Annotated in this window: 17 protein-coding genes; 12 read left to right on the forward strand and 5 right to left on the reverse strand. The window is 41.1% G+C overall.

Annotation, left to right across the window (positions count from 1 at the left end; translation table 11 throughout):
• Window positions 1–24 precede the first annotated feature (24 nt).
• Both LJ658_RS12910 and LJ658_RS12915 read right to left on the reverse strand, forming a co-directional pair.
• On the reverse strand, window positions 25–801 hold the full coding sequence (locus tag LJ658_RS12910) for an amidohydrolase (RefSeq protein ID WP_230546935.1): 777 nt from the start codon (window positions 799–801) through the stop codon (window positions 25–27).
• Window positions 802–849: 48 nt separating this feature from the next.
• The gene (locus LJ658_RS12915) at window positions 850–2,004 is read right to left on the reverse strand and encodes a methionine aminotransferase (RefSeq protein ID WP_230546936.1); all 1,155 of its coding nucleotides are present in this window, start codon (window positions 2,002–2,004) and stop codon (window positions 850–852) included.
• A gap of 124 nt (window positions 2,005–2,128) precedes the next feature.
• Between LJ658_RS12915 and LJ658_RS12920 the strand changes: the two genes are divergently transcribed.
• From LJ658_RS12920 to LJ658_RS12935, 4 genes are all read left to right on the forward strand, one after another.
• Entirely contained in the window at window positions 2,129–3,094 is a 966-nt protein-coding gene (locus LJ658_RS12920) for an ABC transporter substrate-binding protein (RefSeq protein ID WP_230546937.1), read from the forward strand.
• Window positions 3,094–3,960, forward strand: coding sequence for an ABC transporter permease (locus LJ658_RS12925; protein WP_230546938.1), 867 nt, complete (start codon window positions 3,094–3,096; stop codon window positions 3,958–3,960). Before LJ658_RS12920 ends, LJ658_RS12925 begins: the two co-directional genes overlap by 1 nt.
• A 10-nt stretch (window positions 3,961–3,970) precedes the next feature.
• Window positions 3,971–4,768: an NIPSNAP family protein gene (locus LJ658_RS12930; protein WP_230546939.1), complete on the forward strand. Its 798-nt coding sequence runs from the start codon at window positions 3,971–3,973 to the stop codon at window positions 4,766–4,768.
• Between the two features lie 522 nt (window positions 4,769–5,290).
• Window positions 5,291–5,884 carry a TMEM175 family protein gene (locus tag LJ658_RS12935; RefSeq protein ID WP_230546940.1) on the forward strand — a complete coding sequence of 198 codons (594 nt, stop codon included), beginning with the start codon at window positions 5,291–5,293 and terminating at the stop codon, window positions 5,882–5,884.
• A 95-nt stretch (window positions 5,885–5,979) separates the two neighbouring features.
• Here the strand turns inward: LJ658_RS12935 and LJ658_RS12940 are convergent, their stop codons facing one another.
• Window positions 5,980–7,368 carry a DUF3943 domain-containing protein gene (locus LJ658_RS12940; protein WP_230546941.1) on the reverse strand — a complete coding sequence of 463 codons (1,389 nt, stop codon included), beginning with the start codon at window positions 7,366–7,368 and terminating at the stop codon, window positions 5,980–5,982.
• Window positions 7,369–7,560: 192 nt separating this feature from the next.
• Between LJ658_RS12940 and LJ658_RS12945 the strand changes: the two genes are divergently transcribed.
• Window positions 7,561–7,773 carry a hypothetical protein gene (locus tag LJ658_RS12945; protein WP_230546942.1) on the forward strand — a complete coding sequence of 71 codons (213 nt, stop codon included), beginning with the start codon at window positions 7,561–7,563 and terminating at the stop codon, window positions 7,771–7,773.
• 136 nt (window positions 7,774–7,909) lie between these two features.
• Here LJ658_RS12945 and LJ658_RS12950 read toward each other — a convergent pair whose 3' ends face one another.
• A complete protein-coding gene (locus LJ658_RS12950; protein WP_230546943.1) occupies window positions 7,910–8,434 on the reverse strand; it encodes a hypothetical protein in 525 nt (174 codons plus the stop codon).
• 160 nt (window positions 8,435–8,594) lie between these two features.
• The gene (locus LJ658_RS12955; protein ID WP_230546944.1) at window positions 8,595–9,737 is read right to left on the reverse strand and encodes an aldose epimerase family protein; all 1,143 of its coding nucleotides are present in this window, start codon (window positions 9,735–9,737) and stop codon (window positions 8,595–8,597) included.
• Between the two features lie 153 nt (window positions 9,738–9,890).
• Here LJ658_RS12955 and LJ658_RS12960 point away from each other — a divergent pair, with 153 nt between their 5' ends.
• The 7 genes from LJ658_RS12960 (at window position 9,891) to LJ658_RS12990 (ending at window position 17,013) form a co-directional block, all read left to right on the forward strand.
• Complete coding sequence (locus tag LJ658_RS12960) at window positions 9,891–11,189, forward strand: phenylacetate--CoA ligase family protein (RefSeq protein ID WP_230546945.1); 1,299 nt, start codon at window positions 9,891–9,893, stop codon at window positions 11,187–11,189.
• A 108-nt stretch (window positions 11,190–11,297) separates the two neighbouring features.
• Window positions 11,298–12,839, forward strand: coding sequence for a histidine ammonia-lyase (hutH, locus tag LJ658_RS12965; RefSeq protein ID WP_230546946.1), 1,542 nt, complete (start codon window positions 11,298–11,300; stop codon window positions 12,837–12,839).
• 4 nt (window positions 12,840–12,843) lie between these two features.
• On the forward strand, window positions 12,844–13,572 hold the full coding sequence (gene fabG / locus LJ658_RS12970; protein ID WP_230546947.1) for a 3-oxoacyl-ACP reductase FabG: 729 nt from the start codon (window positions 12,844–12,846) through the stop codon (window positions 13,570–13,572).
• Window positions 13,569–13,985, forward strand: a complete 417-nt coding sequence (locus LJ658_RS12975; RefSeq protein ID WP_230546948.1) for a 3-hydroxyacyl-ACP dehydratase — start codon at window positions 13,569–13,571, stop codon at window positions 13,983–13,985. Before fabG ends, LJ658_RS12975 begins: the two co-directional genes overlap by 4 nt.
• A complete protein-coding gene (locus tag LJ658_RS12980) occupies window positions 13,985–15,112 on the forward strand; it encodes a beta-ketoacyl synthase (protein ID WP_230546949.1) in 1,128 nt (375 codons plus the stop codon). The genes LJ658_RS12975 and LJ658_RS12980 overlap by 1 nt, the downstream gene beginning before the upstream one ends.
• Before the next feature lie 227 nt (window positions 15,113–15,339).
• A complete protein-coding gene (locus LJ658_RS12985) occupies window positions 15,340–15,813 on the forward strand; it encodes a hypothetical protein (protein WP_230546950.1) in 474 nt (157 codons plus the stop codon).
• Window positions 15,814–17,013 carry a beta-ketoacyl-[acyl-carrier-protein] synthase family protein gene (locus tag LJ658_RS12990; RefSeq protein ID WP_230546951.1) on the forward strand — a complete coding sequence of 400 codons (1,200 nt, stop codon included), beginning with the start codon at window positions 15,814–15,816 and terminating at the stop codon, window positions 17,011–17,013. It abuts the gene before it with no gap.
• The last annotated feature ends 1 nt before the right edge of the window (window position 17,014 follow it).

Here is a 17,014-nt window from a genome sequence, read left to right on the forward strand (position 1 = left end):
ACAGATTTATAAAAAATTAACCGGTTAAATAAGGTTAAAACTATCAGCATCTTTTAAAAAAGGCAGCGCCCTTCGCGTTTTTAATACCTCATCTGCAATTATAGAGAAAGTATAAACATCTTCTTCATCACGTTTATAATAAACCACATTGCCGTTGGGGTCGATACAGGTCGAGTCGCCGGAATGATATATTCCATTGCCATCATGCCCCACGCGGTTAACCCCGATAACATAGGCCTGGTTTTCAACAGCGCGCGCCGGTATCAGTGTGCGCCAATGAAGTGCCCTGCGCTCGGGCCAGTTGGCCACAATCAACAATAAGTCGTAATCTTCATTATTATTACGCATCCATACCGGGAAACGCAGGTCATAACAAATCATCGGGCAAATTTTCCAGCCTTTTAATTCAACAATTAACTTATTTGTTCCTGCGGTATAGGTATCATCTTCTTTAGCTAGTGCAAACAAGTGCCTTTTATCATAATATTTACAGGTTCCATTGGGTAGCATCCAAATTAGCCTGTTATAATACTTACCCTTTTCAGCGACGATCAGGCTGCCGGTTACCACGCAATCATATTCTTTGGCAATTTTGTGCATCCACTGCATTGTTTTGCCACCCATAGGCTCAGCAAGTTCCTGCGCGTTCATCGTAAAACCCGTGTTAAACATCTCGGGTAAGATGATCAAATTGGTTTTCTCACGTATCCCGGTCAGCCGCAATGCTATGTTTTGCAGATTTTGGTCTATTTTTTCCCAAAATAAATAACCTTGAAATACAGTGATCTTTAAATTCTCCATAGCAGTTTTGGTTCAGATTAACTAATAACTAATACGTGATAGTCTCCATCAAAGTTTAAAATCTATCAATCTATTAACGGCATCATCTAAAGTTTCTTGCTTTTTGGCAAAACAAAACCTTAAAACATGGTGGTCTGTGCCCTGTGTATAAAAAACAGAGGTGGGTATACAGGCCACGCCGGCGTCTTTAATTAACCTTAAGGCAAAATCGGTATCAGCTTCATCAGTTAAGTGACCATATTTAACCGACTGGAAATAAGAACCATATGAAGGTAGTAATTCGAATTTGGTTTCAGCCAATCCTTTCCTGAAATAATCTCTTTTTTCCTGAAAAAAAGCGGGCAGGTTTAAGTAAGTGTTTTCATCCTTAAGATACTCAGCTATAGCATATTGCATAGCTGAGTTTACGCTGAAAACTAAAAATTGATGGATTTTTTTAAACTCCTGCATCAAATAAGCCGGGGCAAGGCAGTAGCCTACCTTCCAACCGGTTGCATGAAATAGTTTGCCGAAGGAAGCCACTATCAAACTGCGTTGTTGCAGTTCGGGGTAGCGCGCCATGCTTTGATGTATTTCTCCGTCATAGATCAAATGTTCATAAACCTCGTCGCTTAATATTAAAATATCCTGGTCTTTAACTATGGCGCTTAATTCTTCAATATCTTCCTGGTGCAAAATAGTAGCGGTAGGGTTATGCGGCGAGTTAAGTATGATCAGCTTAGTACGATTGTTTATCAATTTTTTAACCATGCCCCAGTCAATCCGATAATTATTATATGGTTCCAGTTCCAGCGATTTTACAATGCCGCCCATCAATTTAATGGCGGGCGCATAAGAATCAAAGGCAGGCTCAAACACAATAACCTCATCATTAGGATTTATAACGGCGCATATCGCGGTAAACAGGGCTTGTGTGGCCCCCGCTGTAACGGTTATTTCCGTATCCGGATCATAATCAGCGTTATAGAGTCTTTTTGTCTTATAAGCTATCTGATCGCGTAGCGCTTTAACGCCGGCCATCGGCGCATATTGGTTATGACCATCTTTCATGGCTTTGTTTACCAGTTCGATCAATTCAGGAGCGCAGTCATAATCCGGAAAGCCCTGCGACAGATTTATTGCACCCACATCTGCTGCCAGTGCCGACATGGTGGTAAAAATGGTAGTTCCTACCTGTGGTAGTTTTGATATTATAGAGGTCATGGCCGGCTAAATTACTAAAAAACGCTAAAACCAGAGGTTGTAACGTTTGTGCGGGTTGTCTAATTTTATTTTCACCTTTTGCTTTCTGTTTTTGCCTTTCAGCACTAATAGTTAACTTAGTAAAATGAAAAAGTATCTATCGTTTATTTTCTTATCCGTAACTATGGTTGCCTGTCAGTCGCCCAGGTCTAATAAAGGACCGGTTGTTGGCTTTGTTGATGCTTTTGAGGATGCTACCATATCCCAGGCCAAAACCGGATTTACTGATGCGCTAAAGAAAAATGGATTTAGTGAAGAAAAAAAAACGGTTCAGATCGAGTACCGCAACGCACAGGGTAATATCCCAACTTTAACACAGATCGTTAATTATTTTGTATCAGAGAATGTTGACCTGCTGGCTACCTGCACTACACTATCATCTGTGACCGCAGTACAGAAAACCAAAACCATACCTATTTTTGAAATGGTTTCGCCTACGCCCGAACGCATGAAAGTTTTGGATGACAAAGGTAAAGCACCGGCTAATTTATTTGGCGCGGTTGAGGACCTGCAATATATCGACACATCCTTTTCCATCATCCCGAAGTTGTTGAAACCGAAAGGAGCGAAGCTGGTAATAGGGATGATTTATAATGAGGCCGAACCCCAGTCGGCCGATGCGATGCAGCGTATAAAATCATTGGCGGATAATCTGAACGTCTCGCTGATAGCTTTACCGTTAAATTCATCAGCCGATGCCCAGTTGGTGACGCAGGCATTATTAGCTAAGAAGATCGACGCTTTTTTCGCTAATCCTGACAATACGGTATTCGCCTCTTTTGAAACCATATTAAAAAATTGCAACCAGGCTGGTGTGCCTATATTTACCAGCGAAGCCGGCCTGGTGCAACGCGGTGCCGTGGCGGCATTTGGCGCTGATATTTATCAATGGGGATATCAGGCGGGATTGCAGGCTGCACAATATCTTAAGACTCATAAAACCGATGGTTTAAAGCCGGAAATGGTAAAGATCAGGAAACGAGTTTATAACCCCGTAGCTGTTAAAAAGTACAACCTGGCCATACCTTCAAACTTTGAAGCAGTAAACTGATGGATTTTTATCTCACCGCTTTATTGCAGGGGCTTTGCTTTTCGGGAATAGCGTTAGGGATCTATATTTCCATGAAGATCTTTAACATCCCCGATATTACCACCGATGGCAGCTATACGCTGGGTGGAGTGGTAACGGCCATCTTGCTTACCCGCCATTTGCCGGGATATTTAATTTTGCCGGCTGTGCTGTTCGCCGGTGGGATAGCGGGGGCCGTTACCGGATTTATCCACACCAAACTTAAAATCAATCCCCTGCTTGCCGGTATATTGGTGATGACGGCGCTCTATTCTGTTAATTTAACATTAATGGGCCGCTCTAATTTACCGCTGATCGGTACTTCATCTATATTCACATTGTTACAAATTTTAAGTAATCCCAATCAAAATACTTTTCTGATTTTGTTTTTCTTTGTGCTGGTAGTTACCTTGTTGATTGGTTATTTGCTGAAGACTGATTTTGGTATAGCCATGCGCGCTACCGGAAACAGCGAATCAATGATAAGGGCACTGGGCGTTAATACCAACCGGATGAAAATAATAGGCCTGGCGTTGGCCAACGCACTTACCGCGGTAAGCGGCTATCTGATAACCCAGTTTCAGGCCTTTGCTGATATGAATATGGGGATAGGAATTGTGATAGTAGGGTTGGGGTCGGTAATTATTGCCGAAACATTTATCGGCTGGTTACATACTACATCGGTATGGTTGAGCCTGGTACTGGTGTTAGCTGGGGCTGTTATATTTCAGTTGGTATTGGCTCTTACATTACGTATGGGTGTTGATGCAAATTTATTAAAACTGGTAACAGCTGTTTTTGTATTGTTAATTGTAAGTTTACCACGCTTAAACCGCGTTAAAGAATAAACCTGATAAAATGAAAGTATTATATAAAAGTTGCCCGGTTGTATTGATAACCCTTTTTGTGTTTGCTACCTGCTTGTTCTCCGGCCTGTATGCGCAAGCTGCATCGCCGTATTATTATCAGTTAAAGATTTATCATTACAAAACAGCATCCCAGGAGAGTCGTCTGGACGCTTACCTGCAAAGTGCTTATTTACCGGCATTGCATAGGGCCGGCGTTAAAAACGTAGGTGTATTTAAAGTGCTGAAACAAGACAGCCTTGACAAAAAGATATATGTATATGTCCCATATCGTACCTGGGACGCATTAGAAAACACGGATCAGAAAATACTAAAAGATCAAACTTATCTGGATGCAGGCAGGGATTATATCGATGCGCCCGCCAATGATCCGGCTTATACAAGGATAGAGACCATTGTATTGCGTGCGTTTCCGGCTGCCCCCGAGCCTGGTGTGCCCAACCTTACGGCAAAAAAATCAGACCGTATTTATGAGCTGCGCAGCTATGAAAGCGCTACCGAAAAATTTAATGCCAGTAAAGTAAAAATGTTTAACGTTGGTGATGAAATAGGGATATTTAAAGGATATAATTTTAACGCCATATTTTATGCCGAGGTTATAGCTGGCAGCCATATGCCCAACCTGATGTATATGACAACTTTTAACAGCTTACAGGACAATAAAGATAAATGGAAGCTATTTTTTAGCGACGAAAGATTCAAAGCACTGGGCAAAATGGCCGAGTACCAAAAAAATGTTTCTAAAGCCGAAAGCCTTTTTCTGTATCCCGCAGATTACTCTGACTATTAATTGTCTGGAAATTCTGCGTTAACTGATTGCGTGGTATTTTGCCCGCTATCTGTGTACCTATCGGTTTTTTTAGAATCCTTTGACGTAATATTGGTGTTATTTTGGTGTAAAACAGTAGCTATTAATACAACTTCGGATAAACCTGAAAGAAAAACACCTGCAAACAGAATAATTGCAAGTTTTGATAAAAAAAGCGAGGGCGACTTCTGGTGATGCATATTTTCGACTTTACTATTAGGGGTTAGTATGTAGCGATTGAATAATAATTAAAATATTAAAATTTGATTTCCAACTTTTTATTCAACAATTAACTATTTTTTTTAAAATTCATAAACTTTAGTTTTATTATACTAATACGTGTTTAGTTTTTAAAAGGTTTAACTAAAATGAATTAATTAAACTCATTATTAAAATTAATTGATAAAAATTTGCCAAATGGCGTCAAATAAGTTTTTTTTAATAAGAATTTACAGTTTAGGCTCATATTAATTCAAGTGACTTATGCATTCATCAGATGTAAATATGAGCAAAAGCAGGCTGGAGGCTTTCAGTGACGGCGTTATAGCTATTATCATCACCATTATGGTTTTGGAACTGAAGTTGCCTCAAGGGCATAACCTGGAATCTTTGATCCCAATGTGGCCCGTTTTTGCCAGTTATGTAATGAGTTTTGTTTACGTTGGTATTTACTGGAATAATCATCACCATTTGTTACATGCTATTAAGTCCGTAAACGGCGCTATATTATGGGCCAATATGCACCTGTTATTTTGGTTATCGTTAGTACCCTTTGTTACCAATTGGATGGGCGAAAGCCATTTTTATGAGATATGGCCGGTTGTATTATATGGCTTTATATTACTTATGAATGCTATAGCCTATACCATTTTAGCCGTATTATTGGTAAGACATGAAGGTGAGGATTCTTTGCTTGCCAACGCCATAGGAAACGACTGGAAAGGTAGGATCTCATTAGCATGCTATTTTGTAGCGATCGGACTGGCGTGGGTAAGTACCTATTTAAGTTTAGCTTTATATGTGTTAGTAGCCTGTATTTGGTTTATCCCAGACAGACGTATTGAGAGAAAGCTGGCTACAGAACACGTTAAACCGTAGACATCTAAAATCTACGTCTTCTAGGCATTTGAGCGTGGTGATCGTACCCGCCGAACCAAACTGAATCGTTTATGGAATTAACAGGGAACTTTTTATTAGAAATTGACCGTATATCTGGTTGATAATCTTAGATAAGGATAGTTGCTGCTTACGTCCGGATATTTTTGATAATAACCATGCAGGTTAAAATACCCCGACTCAATACTAAACGAAAACCCTTTAGCAATTATAATGCTTGCCTCGCTTGATACCGCATGTAAAAAATAATGGGATGGGTGGCCGTTAACTGTAACTGTCCAGCCACCACGATAATTTATTCCGTAGATAAACCTGTTGACCAGGGTTAGCTGTCCGCTGGCATTAATTGAAAATCCGGGGCCATAGTCGTAGTTTCTGCCATGAGGCAGAGATAGATAGGCGTCCGGTATGGCGGCTAATAATACAGGCCCCGCACCAAAAACGGTATTGATCCTGGTTTTGCGGGTGATGTCATATTCTGAAAGCAGGTTCATTTTAACGCTTTGCCCACCATAAAAAAATGCCGAGTTATGCAAGAAATCATAATTAGCTGATACAACAAGCAAGTGTTGCAGTTTATCGTTTGATTTTAATTCCCATCCGGCTAATGAACCATAAACGCTCACCATATTGACTTTTGAGCTGTCATCTTTACCAAACTCTACGTTAATGGCTATATTGCTGAAGGGCGTCTCATAATCTTTATAAGGCGTGCCGTATAGCAATTTGATATGCCCGTACCAGCCATAGTTGCGATTATGCAAGATGTTTGAATTATCCCGGTTAAAAGTCCGGGTCCCGGCATCAAACTCGGCAGTTATTTGTGATGAGTCGCGTTTTAAGTTTTTCGATACCTTTCCCCATTTACCATCTAAAATGCGGTTGATGCCATTTGCGGGGTTAATTACAAAGCCCAATACCTCGGTTGCCTGTCTTCTTATTCCCGTACGTTCATTGTTTATAAGTTTGTTGGCCAGCCGATAGGTCATCTCACCAAGTACTATACCGCCAAAAGTGGTATTGATAAAATCATTTATAGCCGGCGGTTGGTTTTCGGCGGTGCTTTCCCAAATAAAGCTACCTATCGCCGCGGCGGGTGCCGACTGCCAAAATGTATAGCCGTTTGATCTGAATGTATTATAAAACTGGCTTCCATGAAACGGGTGGCCAAATTGATTGGTTTGAAAGTTGTCATCATCCCAGGTCCAGCTGCCGGGATTTAAATTATGGCCGACGGTTTTGAAGGAGATATCGGCATAGTCGGCCTTTTTTAAAAACTTATCAAAGGCCCATGGCAGTACCTCAGCGGCGCCAAGTTCAATAGCGGCGCGGCCAAATTTTTTATTCCCGCCGTGTAGTCCCCGCCTGGCCGGTTTAGGCAAAGTGTCTTTAATTGATTTTTGCTCATATCCAATTGCAATCTGGGCATGCAGTGCTGCAGATGGCAAAAAAACAGCTAATAACAAGATTAATATTACTGCAAAGCATTTAGAAAAAGTCCTTTTTTTATAGAAACAGGTGTAGGTAAACAACATACAATACTAGCTTCGGGAAATGATTAATAATTATAGAAGCTTTGAAGTAAAAGAATTGTTTTATGATATATAATTAAAACACAAAGTTTATATATTTGCCCAATAATAGTTTATATATCTGATATGAAAAAGACCTTAGGACTTATAATTACATTAATTGGCATTTTAATAGTAGCCGGATCATTTGTTTTTACGCCTGACCACGCATTGAATGCTGCTGATTCAGGAAACGGAATAAGCGCGTCTGCTCCATTGTGCTATGGCGGATTTATAATTTTTGGTATAGGTATAGTTCTTTATATATCAAGCCTGCCACTTGCCGGCGAAAGAAAATAAATATTCTATTTTATTTTAAGTGTTAAGGGGCCATTAGCTTTAAAGCGTGGTCAGTAGCGTTAACACATAAAGTAAAGTATGTATTAGAAATGCCCGATATCTTTGTGTCGGGCATTTTTTGTTTAACACCAGTCAGTTAAAAGAATATGCCCAACTGTAAGGCGGTAGTTAATGAAGTACCTGTGTTATTGCCAAATCGAGTGGCGAACGGGATGGCCACAAACGGACTTGCATCCTTACCTTTTACCAATATTTTGTTAAATATAGTGGTAAATCCAAAGCGGCCACTGGTTTCAAATGCTACACGTTGCACAATAGCAAAATTATGCTGGAAGCGGAATATCCCACCCGGACTAAATGCCACCGAACTAACTTTAGCGATATTTTTCTCTGTACGAATGCTTGGCGATATTTCAAAACTTACTCCAAACCTATCGCTTTTCAGTAAATTAAGTCCGAACGGGAAGTTAATTGTATATGCGCCTGAAAAATTGCCTCCTATCTTTCCGTTAGCTAACGTGGCCAGCGGGTTTGCGATACTGAAATAACCTACTGTTTTAGGATAAGGCAATTGCTGTGCAATGGCTGATTTTGCAAAAGAGATTAAAATAACTATGGAAATAATACCCAGTCTTAAAAAATTAATATAAAATGTGTGCATAGTATAATTAGGATTACGGTATAAAATGCTGCGAATATAATAGTTGTCAGCATAAATTAAGCATAAGGCCCGGGTTAACTACAATATTTCTGCCGATTAGTTTTACTTTAATACTTTAATATTGGCAAATGATATACATCACTTTTGCAGCCGGTATACATTATTTATTTACAAAAAAGCGGTAGATGGTTTGAGAGGTAAATAACTGCCCCGGCCTTAAGATCACGCCGGGGAAATTTGTGTGGTTAGGCGAGTCGGGGAAATGCATGGTCTCCAGGCAAAGCGCTCCCCATTGGGTAAATGGCTTGCCTCCCCGGCCAATTATCCGTTCGTTTAAATAATTTCCGGTATATATCACCACGCCGGGCTCGGTGGTGTAACATTGCATTATCCGGCCACTGGCTGGCTCGTAAACGGTGGCGGCTAATACCAGCTTACCGGTAGCGTTGTGCAATACAAAAGTTACGTCATACCCATGTCCCCAGATTAACTGATTATCACTAACAGTAATGTCTCTGCCAATGGGTTTGGGTTGAGTAAAATCATAAGGCGTGCCCTTTACGTCCAATAGCCTGCCGCTGGGCATATTATCTTTGTCAGCCTCGAGGTATTGATCTGCTGCTATGGTTAGTTCGGTGTTTACCACCTTATCGGTAGTCCCGGCAAGATTGAAATAAGTATGGTTGGTTAAAACAACAGGCGTTGGCTTATCTGTAGTGGCCGCATAGGTTAATTTAACTTCGTTGTTATTAGTTAGCGTATAGGTAACGGTCAGGTTTAAATTGCCAGGATAACCGCTCTCGCCATCTTTACTTAAATAGGTTAATTTTAAAGCCACTTCCTTGTTGCCAGGCACTTCCTGAATCGCCCATACCTTCTTATCAAATCCACGCGGCCCGCCGTGGATATTAGAGGTCAGGACATATTCCTTACCATCAAGCGTGAATTTTTTATTGTTAATGCGGTTGGCTACGCGGCCGACCACAGCTCCCAGTAAGGCGTTATCGCGGCCCAGGTATTGTTTTAATGAATCAAAGCCCAATACAACGTCGCTCATTTTTCCGTTTTTGTCGGGCGTTATAATGTCTGTTATGGTAGCACCGTAATTGATAACCTTAACCTGCATGCCTTTACTGTTGGTAAGCGTATACTGATAAATCCTCTGTCCCTCAGTCTCTCCATAAAATATTTTAGTAATCAACGGCTTTCTGGCCGTGGCGTGATAAGGCACCGGCTTGGCAGTACCGACTTGTACTATTGATAAGAAATAAAACAGAGGAAAGAAGAACGGCAGGTTTTTCATTATATATAATTGAAGAGTTACGTTTGAATTTGCTTAATACAAATAACAGATTAAATCAGCTTACTGCAAAACTATTCAGAACCGGACACGATCTAAAAGAAAGAGATGGCCATTCAATGCTAAAATAACCTGTAGATTTTGTTTCTTTGTTTTATGGGCACGATGGTTACGGCAGATAAAGTGAAAGCAGATCAGGAACAAAAGCTGCAGCAGTTGTTATTACATATAAGTCAAAACTCTCCTTTTTACCGGGAGTTGTTTGCCGAACATAATATCGATATCAGATCTGTTAAAACAATTGAAGATCTGGCCGCTATACCAACTACCGGCAAAGAAGATCTGCAAAAACGCAATAACGATTTTTTATGTGTGCCGGTAGAAAAGATCATAGAATATGCTTCTACATCAGGAACGCTGGGCAGCCCGGTTACCATTGCCCTTACAGATAATGATTTAAACCGCCTGACGCTCAATGAATATAATTCTTTTATTTGTGCCGACGGGAAGCCAGAAGACATTTACCAGTTAATGCTAACGCTTGACAGGCAGTTTATGGCCGGTATTGCTTATTATTCCGGTTTGCGCAAATTGGGGGCAGGCATCATTCGCCTGGGCCCGGGCGTGCCATCGTTACAAATAGAAACCATACAGCGGTTAAATCCAACGGCTATTGTTGCGGTGCCGTCTTTTATATTGAAACTGATACAATTTGCAAAGGACTTCAATATCGATCTGAATAAAACATCTGTAAAAAAAGCGATCTGTATTGGCGAGAATATCCGTAATACCGATTTTTCATTAAATATCCTTGGTAAAAAGATAACCGAAGCGTGGGATATACACTTGTACTCAACCTATGCCTCAACCGAAATGCAAACCGCATTTACAGAATGCAGCGAAGGACATGGCGGGCACTTACAGCCCGAACTGGTTATTGCAGAATTATTAGATGAAGAAAACAACCCTGTGCCCCCCAATACACCTGGTGAGTTAACCATTACCACGTTAGGTGTTGAGGGAATGCCTTTATTGCGCTACAAAACAGGGGATATGTGTATGTATTATCCCGGGTCGTGCGTCTGTGGCCGTACAAGTTTGCGTTTGTCGCCCATAATAGGCCGTAAAAAGCAAATGATAAAATTTAAAGGCACTACGCTTTATCCGCCTGCCATGTTCGATCTGTTGAACGAGATGGAAGAAGTGTTGGATTATGTGGTTGAGGTATACTCCAATGACATCGGGATGGACGAGGTGTTGCTGCATCTCTTACCTGTAGACGATACCAAAGCATGTGATAACCGCATAAGGGCCTACCTGCAGGCCAGGTTACGGGTAAGCCCGCATGTCAGCTACCTAACAGCCGAACAGATGCATAAAATGCAATTTCCGGAGGCAGTACGTAAGGCCGTAAAGTTTGTAGATAAAAGGGTAAGCCAGTCTACAGGCAACTAATCACCAATCTCTGGTCACTAATCATTAAAATCAATTATATTTGTCATCCCTCACGGCAAACTATTAAGCTGTATATGGGTTTAAAAGATTGATTATTAATATTCGCCTATGATAACTGTTGGACAGGATGTCCTTTCTTTAGCTGACTTTAACGAGATTGTGTTTAACAAAAAGTCGGTTTCTTTATCTCCTTCAGCTTTAACCAAAATTGAAACTAACTTTAAGTTTCTTCAAAACTTCTCATCCAATAAATTAATTTATGGAATAAATACCGGTTTTGGCCCCATGGCCCAATATAAGGTAAGCGAAGAAAATCTGTTAAACCTGCAATATAACCTGATTCGGAGCCATAGCTCGGGCAGCGGTGCGTTGCTGACCCCAACACTGGCAAAAGCACTGATGGTTGCCCGTTTAAATAGTTTGATCCAGGCTTATTCAGGCGTGCATACGGATATAGTTGAATTGCTTAAGGCACTAATTAATAACGATATAACCCCGTGTATCTATGAGCATGGCGGAGTTGGAGCAAGCGGCGATTTAGTACAACTGGCGCATTTAGGTTTAGTTTTAATTGGCGAAGGCGAGGTATTATATGAAGGTGTTTTACGCCCAACAAATGAAGTATTTAACCAGTTAAATATAAAGCCACTTACTATTCATGTGCGGGAGGGGTTAGCGACGATCAACGGTACCTCGGCAATGACCGGGATCGGTATGGTGAATGTTATACAGGCACAGAAGTTATTGGGTTGGTCGGCTATGTTCTCGGCAATGACTAATGAGGTGGTTGAGGCTTATGATGATCACTACTCGCACGAATTAAATGTTGTTAAACATCATAAGGGTCAAAATAAAATAGCCGGCATGTTGCGCGATATTTTAAAGGACAGTAAAATGATCCGCAGCCGTACCGATCATTTATATCATCCGGACAATATTGATCAGGAGATATTTGAAGATAAAGTGCAGGAATACTATTCGTTACGCTGTGTAACACAGGTATTGGGGCCGGTTTATGATACAATAGCCCAGGCAGAAGTGGTATTGGTTAATGAGCTTAACTCGGTAAATGATAACCCGGTGATTGATCATATTAACCAAAACGTATTTCATGGTGGTAATTTCCATGGTGATTATGTATCGCTTGAAATGGATAAACTAAAGATAGCCATCACCAAACTATCGATGTTATCAGAGCGCCAGTTAAATTATTTGTTAAACGATAAACTGAATCAAAAATTCCCGCCGTTTTTAAACCTGGGCGTTTTAGGATTGAACTTCGGTATGCAGGGAGTGCAGTTTACCGCCACATCTACAGTGGCCGAAAATCAGACGCTATCGTTCCCGATGTATGTACATAGCATCCCTAATAACAATGATAATCAGGATATTGTAAGCATGGGTTGCAATGCCGCTTTAATGACCGGCAGGGTAATAGATAACACCTTTACCGTGTTATCTATCCAACTGATGACGATATTACAGGCCATTGATTATTTAGGCTGCCAAAATAAACTGGCGCCTAAAACACTGGCGCTTTACAATGAAGTCAGGGTAATATTCCCTAAATTTATTGAGGATGCCCCGAAATACAAGGATATGGAACGGGTAAAGAATTTTTTGGAGAAGAACAATCCGTCAATTGCCTGACAATATGAAATGTGCTTTAGTTACAGGTGGGTCAAGAGGAATAGGAAGGGCGGTCTGCGCTAAAATGGCCGCTATGGGTTATTATGTGTTAATTAACTATAAAAGCAACACAGAAGAAGCTAATAAAACCTTACACTTGGTTAAAGGCAACGGGAGCAATGGCGAATTACTTCAATTTGATGTGGCTGACAAGGAGCAGATTAAAGAAGTATTAGAAAGCTGGATTAACGCTAACGGGGATAAGATCATAGAGGTGCTGATTAATAACGCCGGGGTCCGTGATGATAGCCTGATGGTATGGCTTAAAGATGAACAGTGGGATAAAGTAATAAATACCAGTTTAAACAGTTTCTTTTATGTAACCCGTTTGGTGTTAGATAGCATGATGGTTAACCGTTACGGACGAATTATTAACGTTGTTTCTTTGTCGGGTATAAAAGGTTTGCCGGGGCAAACTAACTATTCGGCTGCCAAGGCGGGCGTAATAGGTGCCACCAAGGCGTTGGCACAAGAAGTAGGTCGCAGTGGTATAACCGTAAATGCGGTGGCGCCGGGGTATATTAAAACAGATATGACCGAAGAGTTAGATGAAAAAGAATTAAGACGGACTATACCGGTAAACAGGTTTGGCTTACCCGAAGAGGTAGCGCACGCGGTGGGCTTTTTAGCCTCGAAAGAAGCATCCTATATTACAGCTGAAGTATTGTCAATTAATGGTGGTTTATATTCATGATTGAAGGTAAAAGTATCCTGGCGTTGATCCCCCAAAAGCCACCCTTTGTAATGGTGGATGAACTGCTGTTCTCTGATGACAATATTACCAAAACCAGCTTTACCATTACCGCTGACAATGTATTTGTAATAGACGGCGAATTTAGTGAAGCCGGATTGATGGAAAATATGGCGCAGACCGCAGCAGCCGGTTCAGGTAATATGGCCCGGATAGAAAACAGGGCCGTAGCTAACGGTTACATAGGGCAGGTAAAAAACTTTGAGATCCACAGCTTACCAAAAGTAGGTGACGTGCTTTTTACCGAAGTGAAGATGGAGGTACAGGTATTTGATGCGGGTATTGTATCCGGCAAAATATGGTGCAATGAAATCGAAGTAGCACAGTGCGAAATGAAAATATTTATTAATCAATAATGCCCGCGGTTTATCTTGTTTCTGATAATATCTATTCGCCCATAGGCACCACCACCGCTCAAAACTTCGAGCGGATTAAACAAGGTGGTTCCGGTATCCAACAACATAATAAATTAGCGTTATCCAACGGGCCATTTTATGCTTCGTTATTTAATCACGACGAAGTAAAAAACCATAATAGCCTTAATTGCAGTATTTTTGAAGATTTACTTATAGAATCTATTGAACAATCTTTGTCTGGTATTGAACTGGATGTCACTGATGATAAAACCATCTTTATTGTTTCATCAACCAAAGGAAATATTGGTTTGCTGGAAACAAACGGTAGTGATCCCGATCTGGAGGAACGCATCGCAATGCATACTTCTGCCAAATTGGTTGCCGGACATTTTGGTTTCGTCAATCAGCCGCTGGTTGTATCCAATGCCTGCATATCAGGTATTATGGCAATACTCGCCGGCGCCCGGCTGATACAGTCAGGCCGGTATGAAAACGCGGTGATAGCAGGCGCTGATGTGATTACTAAATTTATATTGTCGGGTTTTCAGTCATTCCAGGCCATAAGTGCTGAGCCCTGTAAGCCTTTTGACGAAAACAGAACAGGCATTACCCTGGGTGAAGGTGCGGCTACCATGGTTTTGTCTTCAAACTCAAAATACGCCGATAGAATCAAAGTTTTAGGCGGGGCGGTAAGTAATGACGCCAATCACATTTCGGCGCCTTCACGGACAGGAGAAGAGCTTTGCGGGGCAATTAAACGCACGTTGAGCATGGCCGGTTTGGTTTCGGAAGATATAGACCTGTTGTCTGCACATGGCACAGCTACCAGTTATAATGATGAAATGGAGGCGAAGGCTATTACATTGGCTGGGTTGAGCCTGGTGCCTGCAAATAGTTTAAAAGGATATTACGGACATACTTTAGGCGCGGCCGGTTTAATTGAATCCATCGTTTCCATACAATCTTTAAAACAAAATTTGATTTTGCCTACTTTAGGTTTTGAGAAAATGGGAGTGAGTAACCCCATCAATGTTTGCACTGCTCTAACACCAAAACGGCTTAAGACCTGTTTAAAAACTGCGTCGGGTTTTGGCGGATGCAATGCGGCGGTTTTATTCAGTAAATAGTTTAATTTTAAGTGTGACAAATTGTCATTTTTATAATTATAAATAGTTTATAATCAAATAATTACCAATTGTATATAAAGAGCCGCATAACATCAAATTGCACCATCAGCAAAAATGTGATTTACAAAAACGAAGTACCCGTTTTTGAAAATCGCGGCGCTGATTTACCTGCATTTTTGTTATCAGCGTATCAGAACTTCGGGTTAAATTATCCCAGGTTTTATAAGATGGATAATCTGAGCAAACTGGGTTGGCTGGCGTCTGAAGTATTGCTGAAAGGAAGTGGTATAAAGCATTATGAACCGGAAGAGGCCGGAATTATTCTGTCTAATGCTAATTCAAGCCTGGATAGCGACAAAAAGTATATCCAAAGTGTCAGCGATATACCCAGTCCGTCATTATTTGTGTATACCTTGCCTAATATCATGATCGGCGAAATATGTATCCGCAATAATTTTAAAGGCGAGGATGCATTTTTTATCTTTGAAAAGTTTGATGCAGCTTTTTTTGAAACCTATGTCAGTAATCTTTTGGAAAACGACGTCTTAAAGGTTTGTATCTGCGGATGGGTAGACGTGTTGGACGATGATTATAAAGCAGTTTTGTTTTTAGTGGAAAGGCAGGAGACAGAAGACGGAATACCGTTTTCTGAAAAAAACCTGAATAATATATTTGATAATTTAATAATTGATAAAATATAAATGAGTTCACCGGTTTATGTTGCAGGTGTTGGAGTAATTACGGCGGTTGGCAATAACGTGGCCGAAAATATGGCGGCGTTTGAGCGTGAAGAAGCGGGCATGGGAGATATCACCTTGGTAAATACCATACACCGTGGTGTATTACCGGTCGCCGAAGTAAAGCTGGATAACATTCAATTAGCTGAACTGGCAGGCCTGTCATCAAAACTGAGCCGCACCAAACTTTTAAGCCTTGTGGCAGCGAGAGAAGCTTTAACTGATGCGGCGATTCCCGGTTTTGGTGAGCTTCGCAGCGGTTTTATATCGGCCAATACAGTGGGCGGAATGGATAAAAGCGAAGACTTTTTTGTTGACTTTTTAAACGATAACAATAAAGGAAAGCTCAGAAATGTATTTGACCACGAATGTGGCAGCATGACCGAGGTCGTAGCTGATGAATTGGGGATAACTGATTATATGACCACCATCAGCACCGCATGTTCATCATCAGCCAACGCTATATTTTATGGCGCCAGGCTAATCAAAAATGGCTTATTGGATATGGTAATCGCCGGTGGGGCTGATGCTTTAGTAAAATTTACGCTTAACGGCTTTAATACCCTGATGATATTAGACAAGGAATATTGTAAGCCTTTTGATGACAACCGGGAAGGATTAAATTTGGGGGAAGGAGCCGGTTACGTTGTATTGGTGTCCGAAGAGGTCGCCAGGACCTTAAATAAGCCCCTGTACTGCACTTTAAGTGGTTATAACAATAGTAACGACGCCTATCATCAAACTGCGTCCTCGCCTGACGGTACGGGCTCGTACCTGGCCATGCAGGGCGCCCTGGCTAAAGCGGGATTGCAACCAACGGATATAGATTACATTAATCTGCACGGTACGGGTACCCCCAATAATGACAGCGCAGAGGGAACGGCTATAAAGCGTTTGTTTGAGCCTAATTATCCGCCAATGAGTTCGACCAAGTCATTTACCGGGCACACTTTAGGCGCCAGTGGCGGGGTCGAGGCGGTTTTTGCTGTTCTGGCTATTAAAAACGGCGTAATTTATCCTAACCTGCGTTTTAAAACACCTATGAAGGAATTGCCTTTTACACCCGAGACACATTATTTAAAAGATCAGCCTGTAAAAAATGTATTGTCAAATTCGTTTGGATTTGGCGGTAATTGTACATCTTTAATATTTTCGGCTGTTTAAT

Source organism: Mucilaginibacter sp. UR6-11 (genome assembly GCF_020880695.1).
Taxonomy (GTDB): domain Bacteria; phylum Bacteroidota; class Bacteroidia; order Sphingobacteriales; family Sphingobacteriaceae; genus Mucilaginibacter.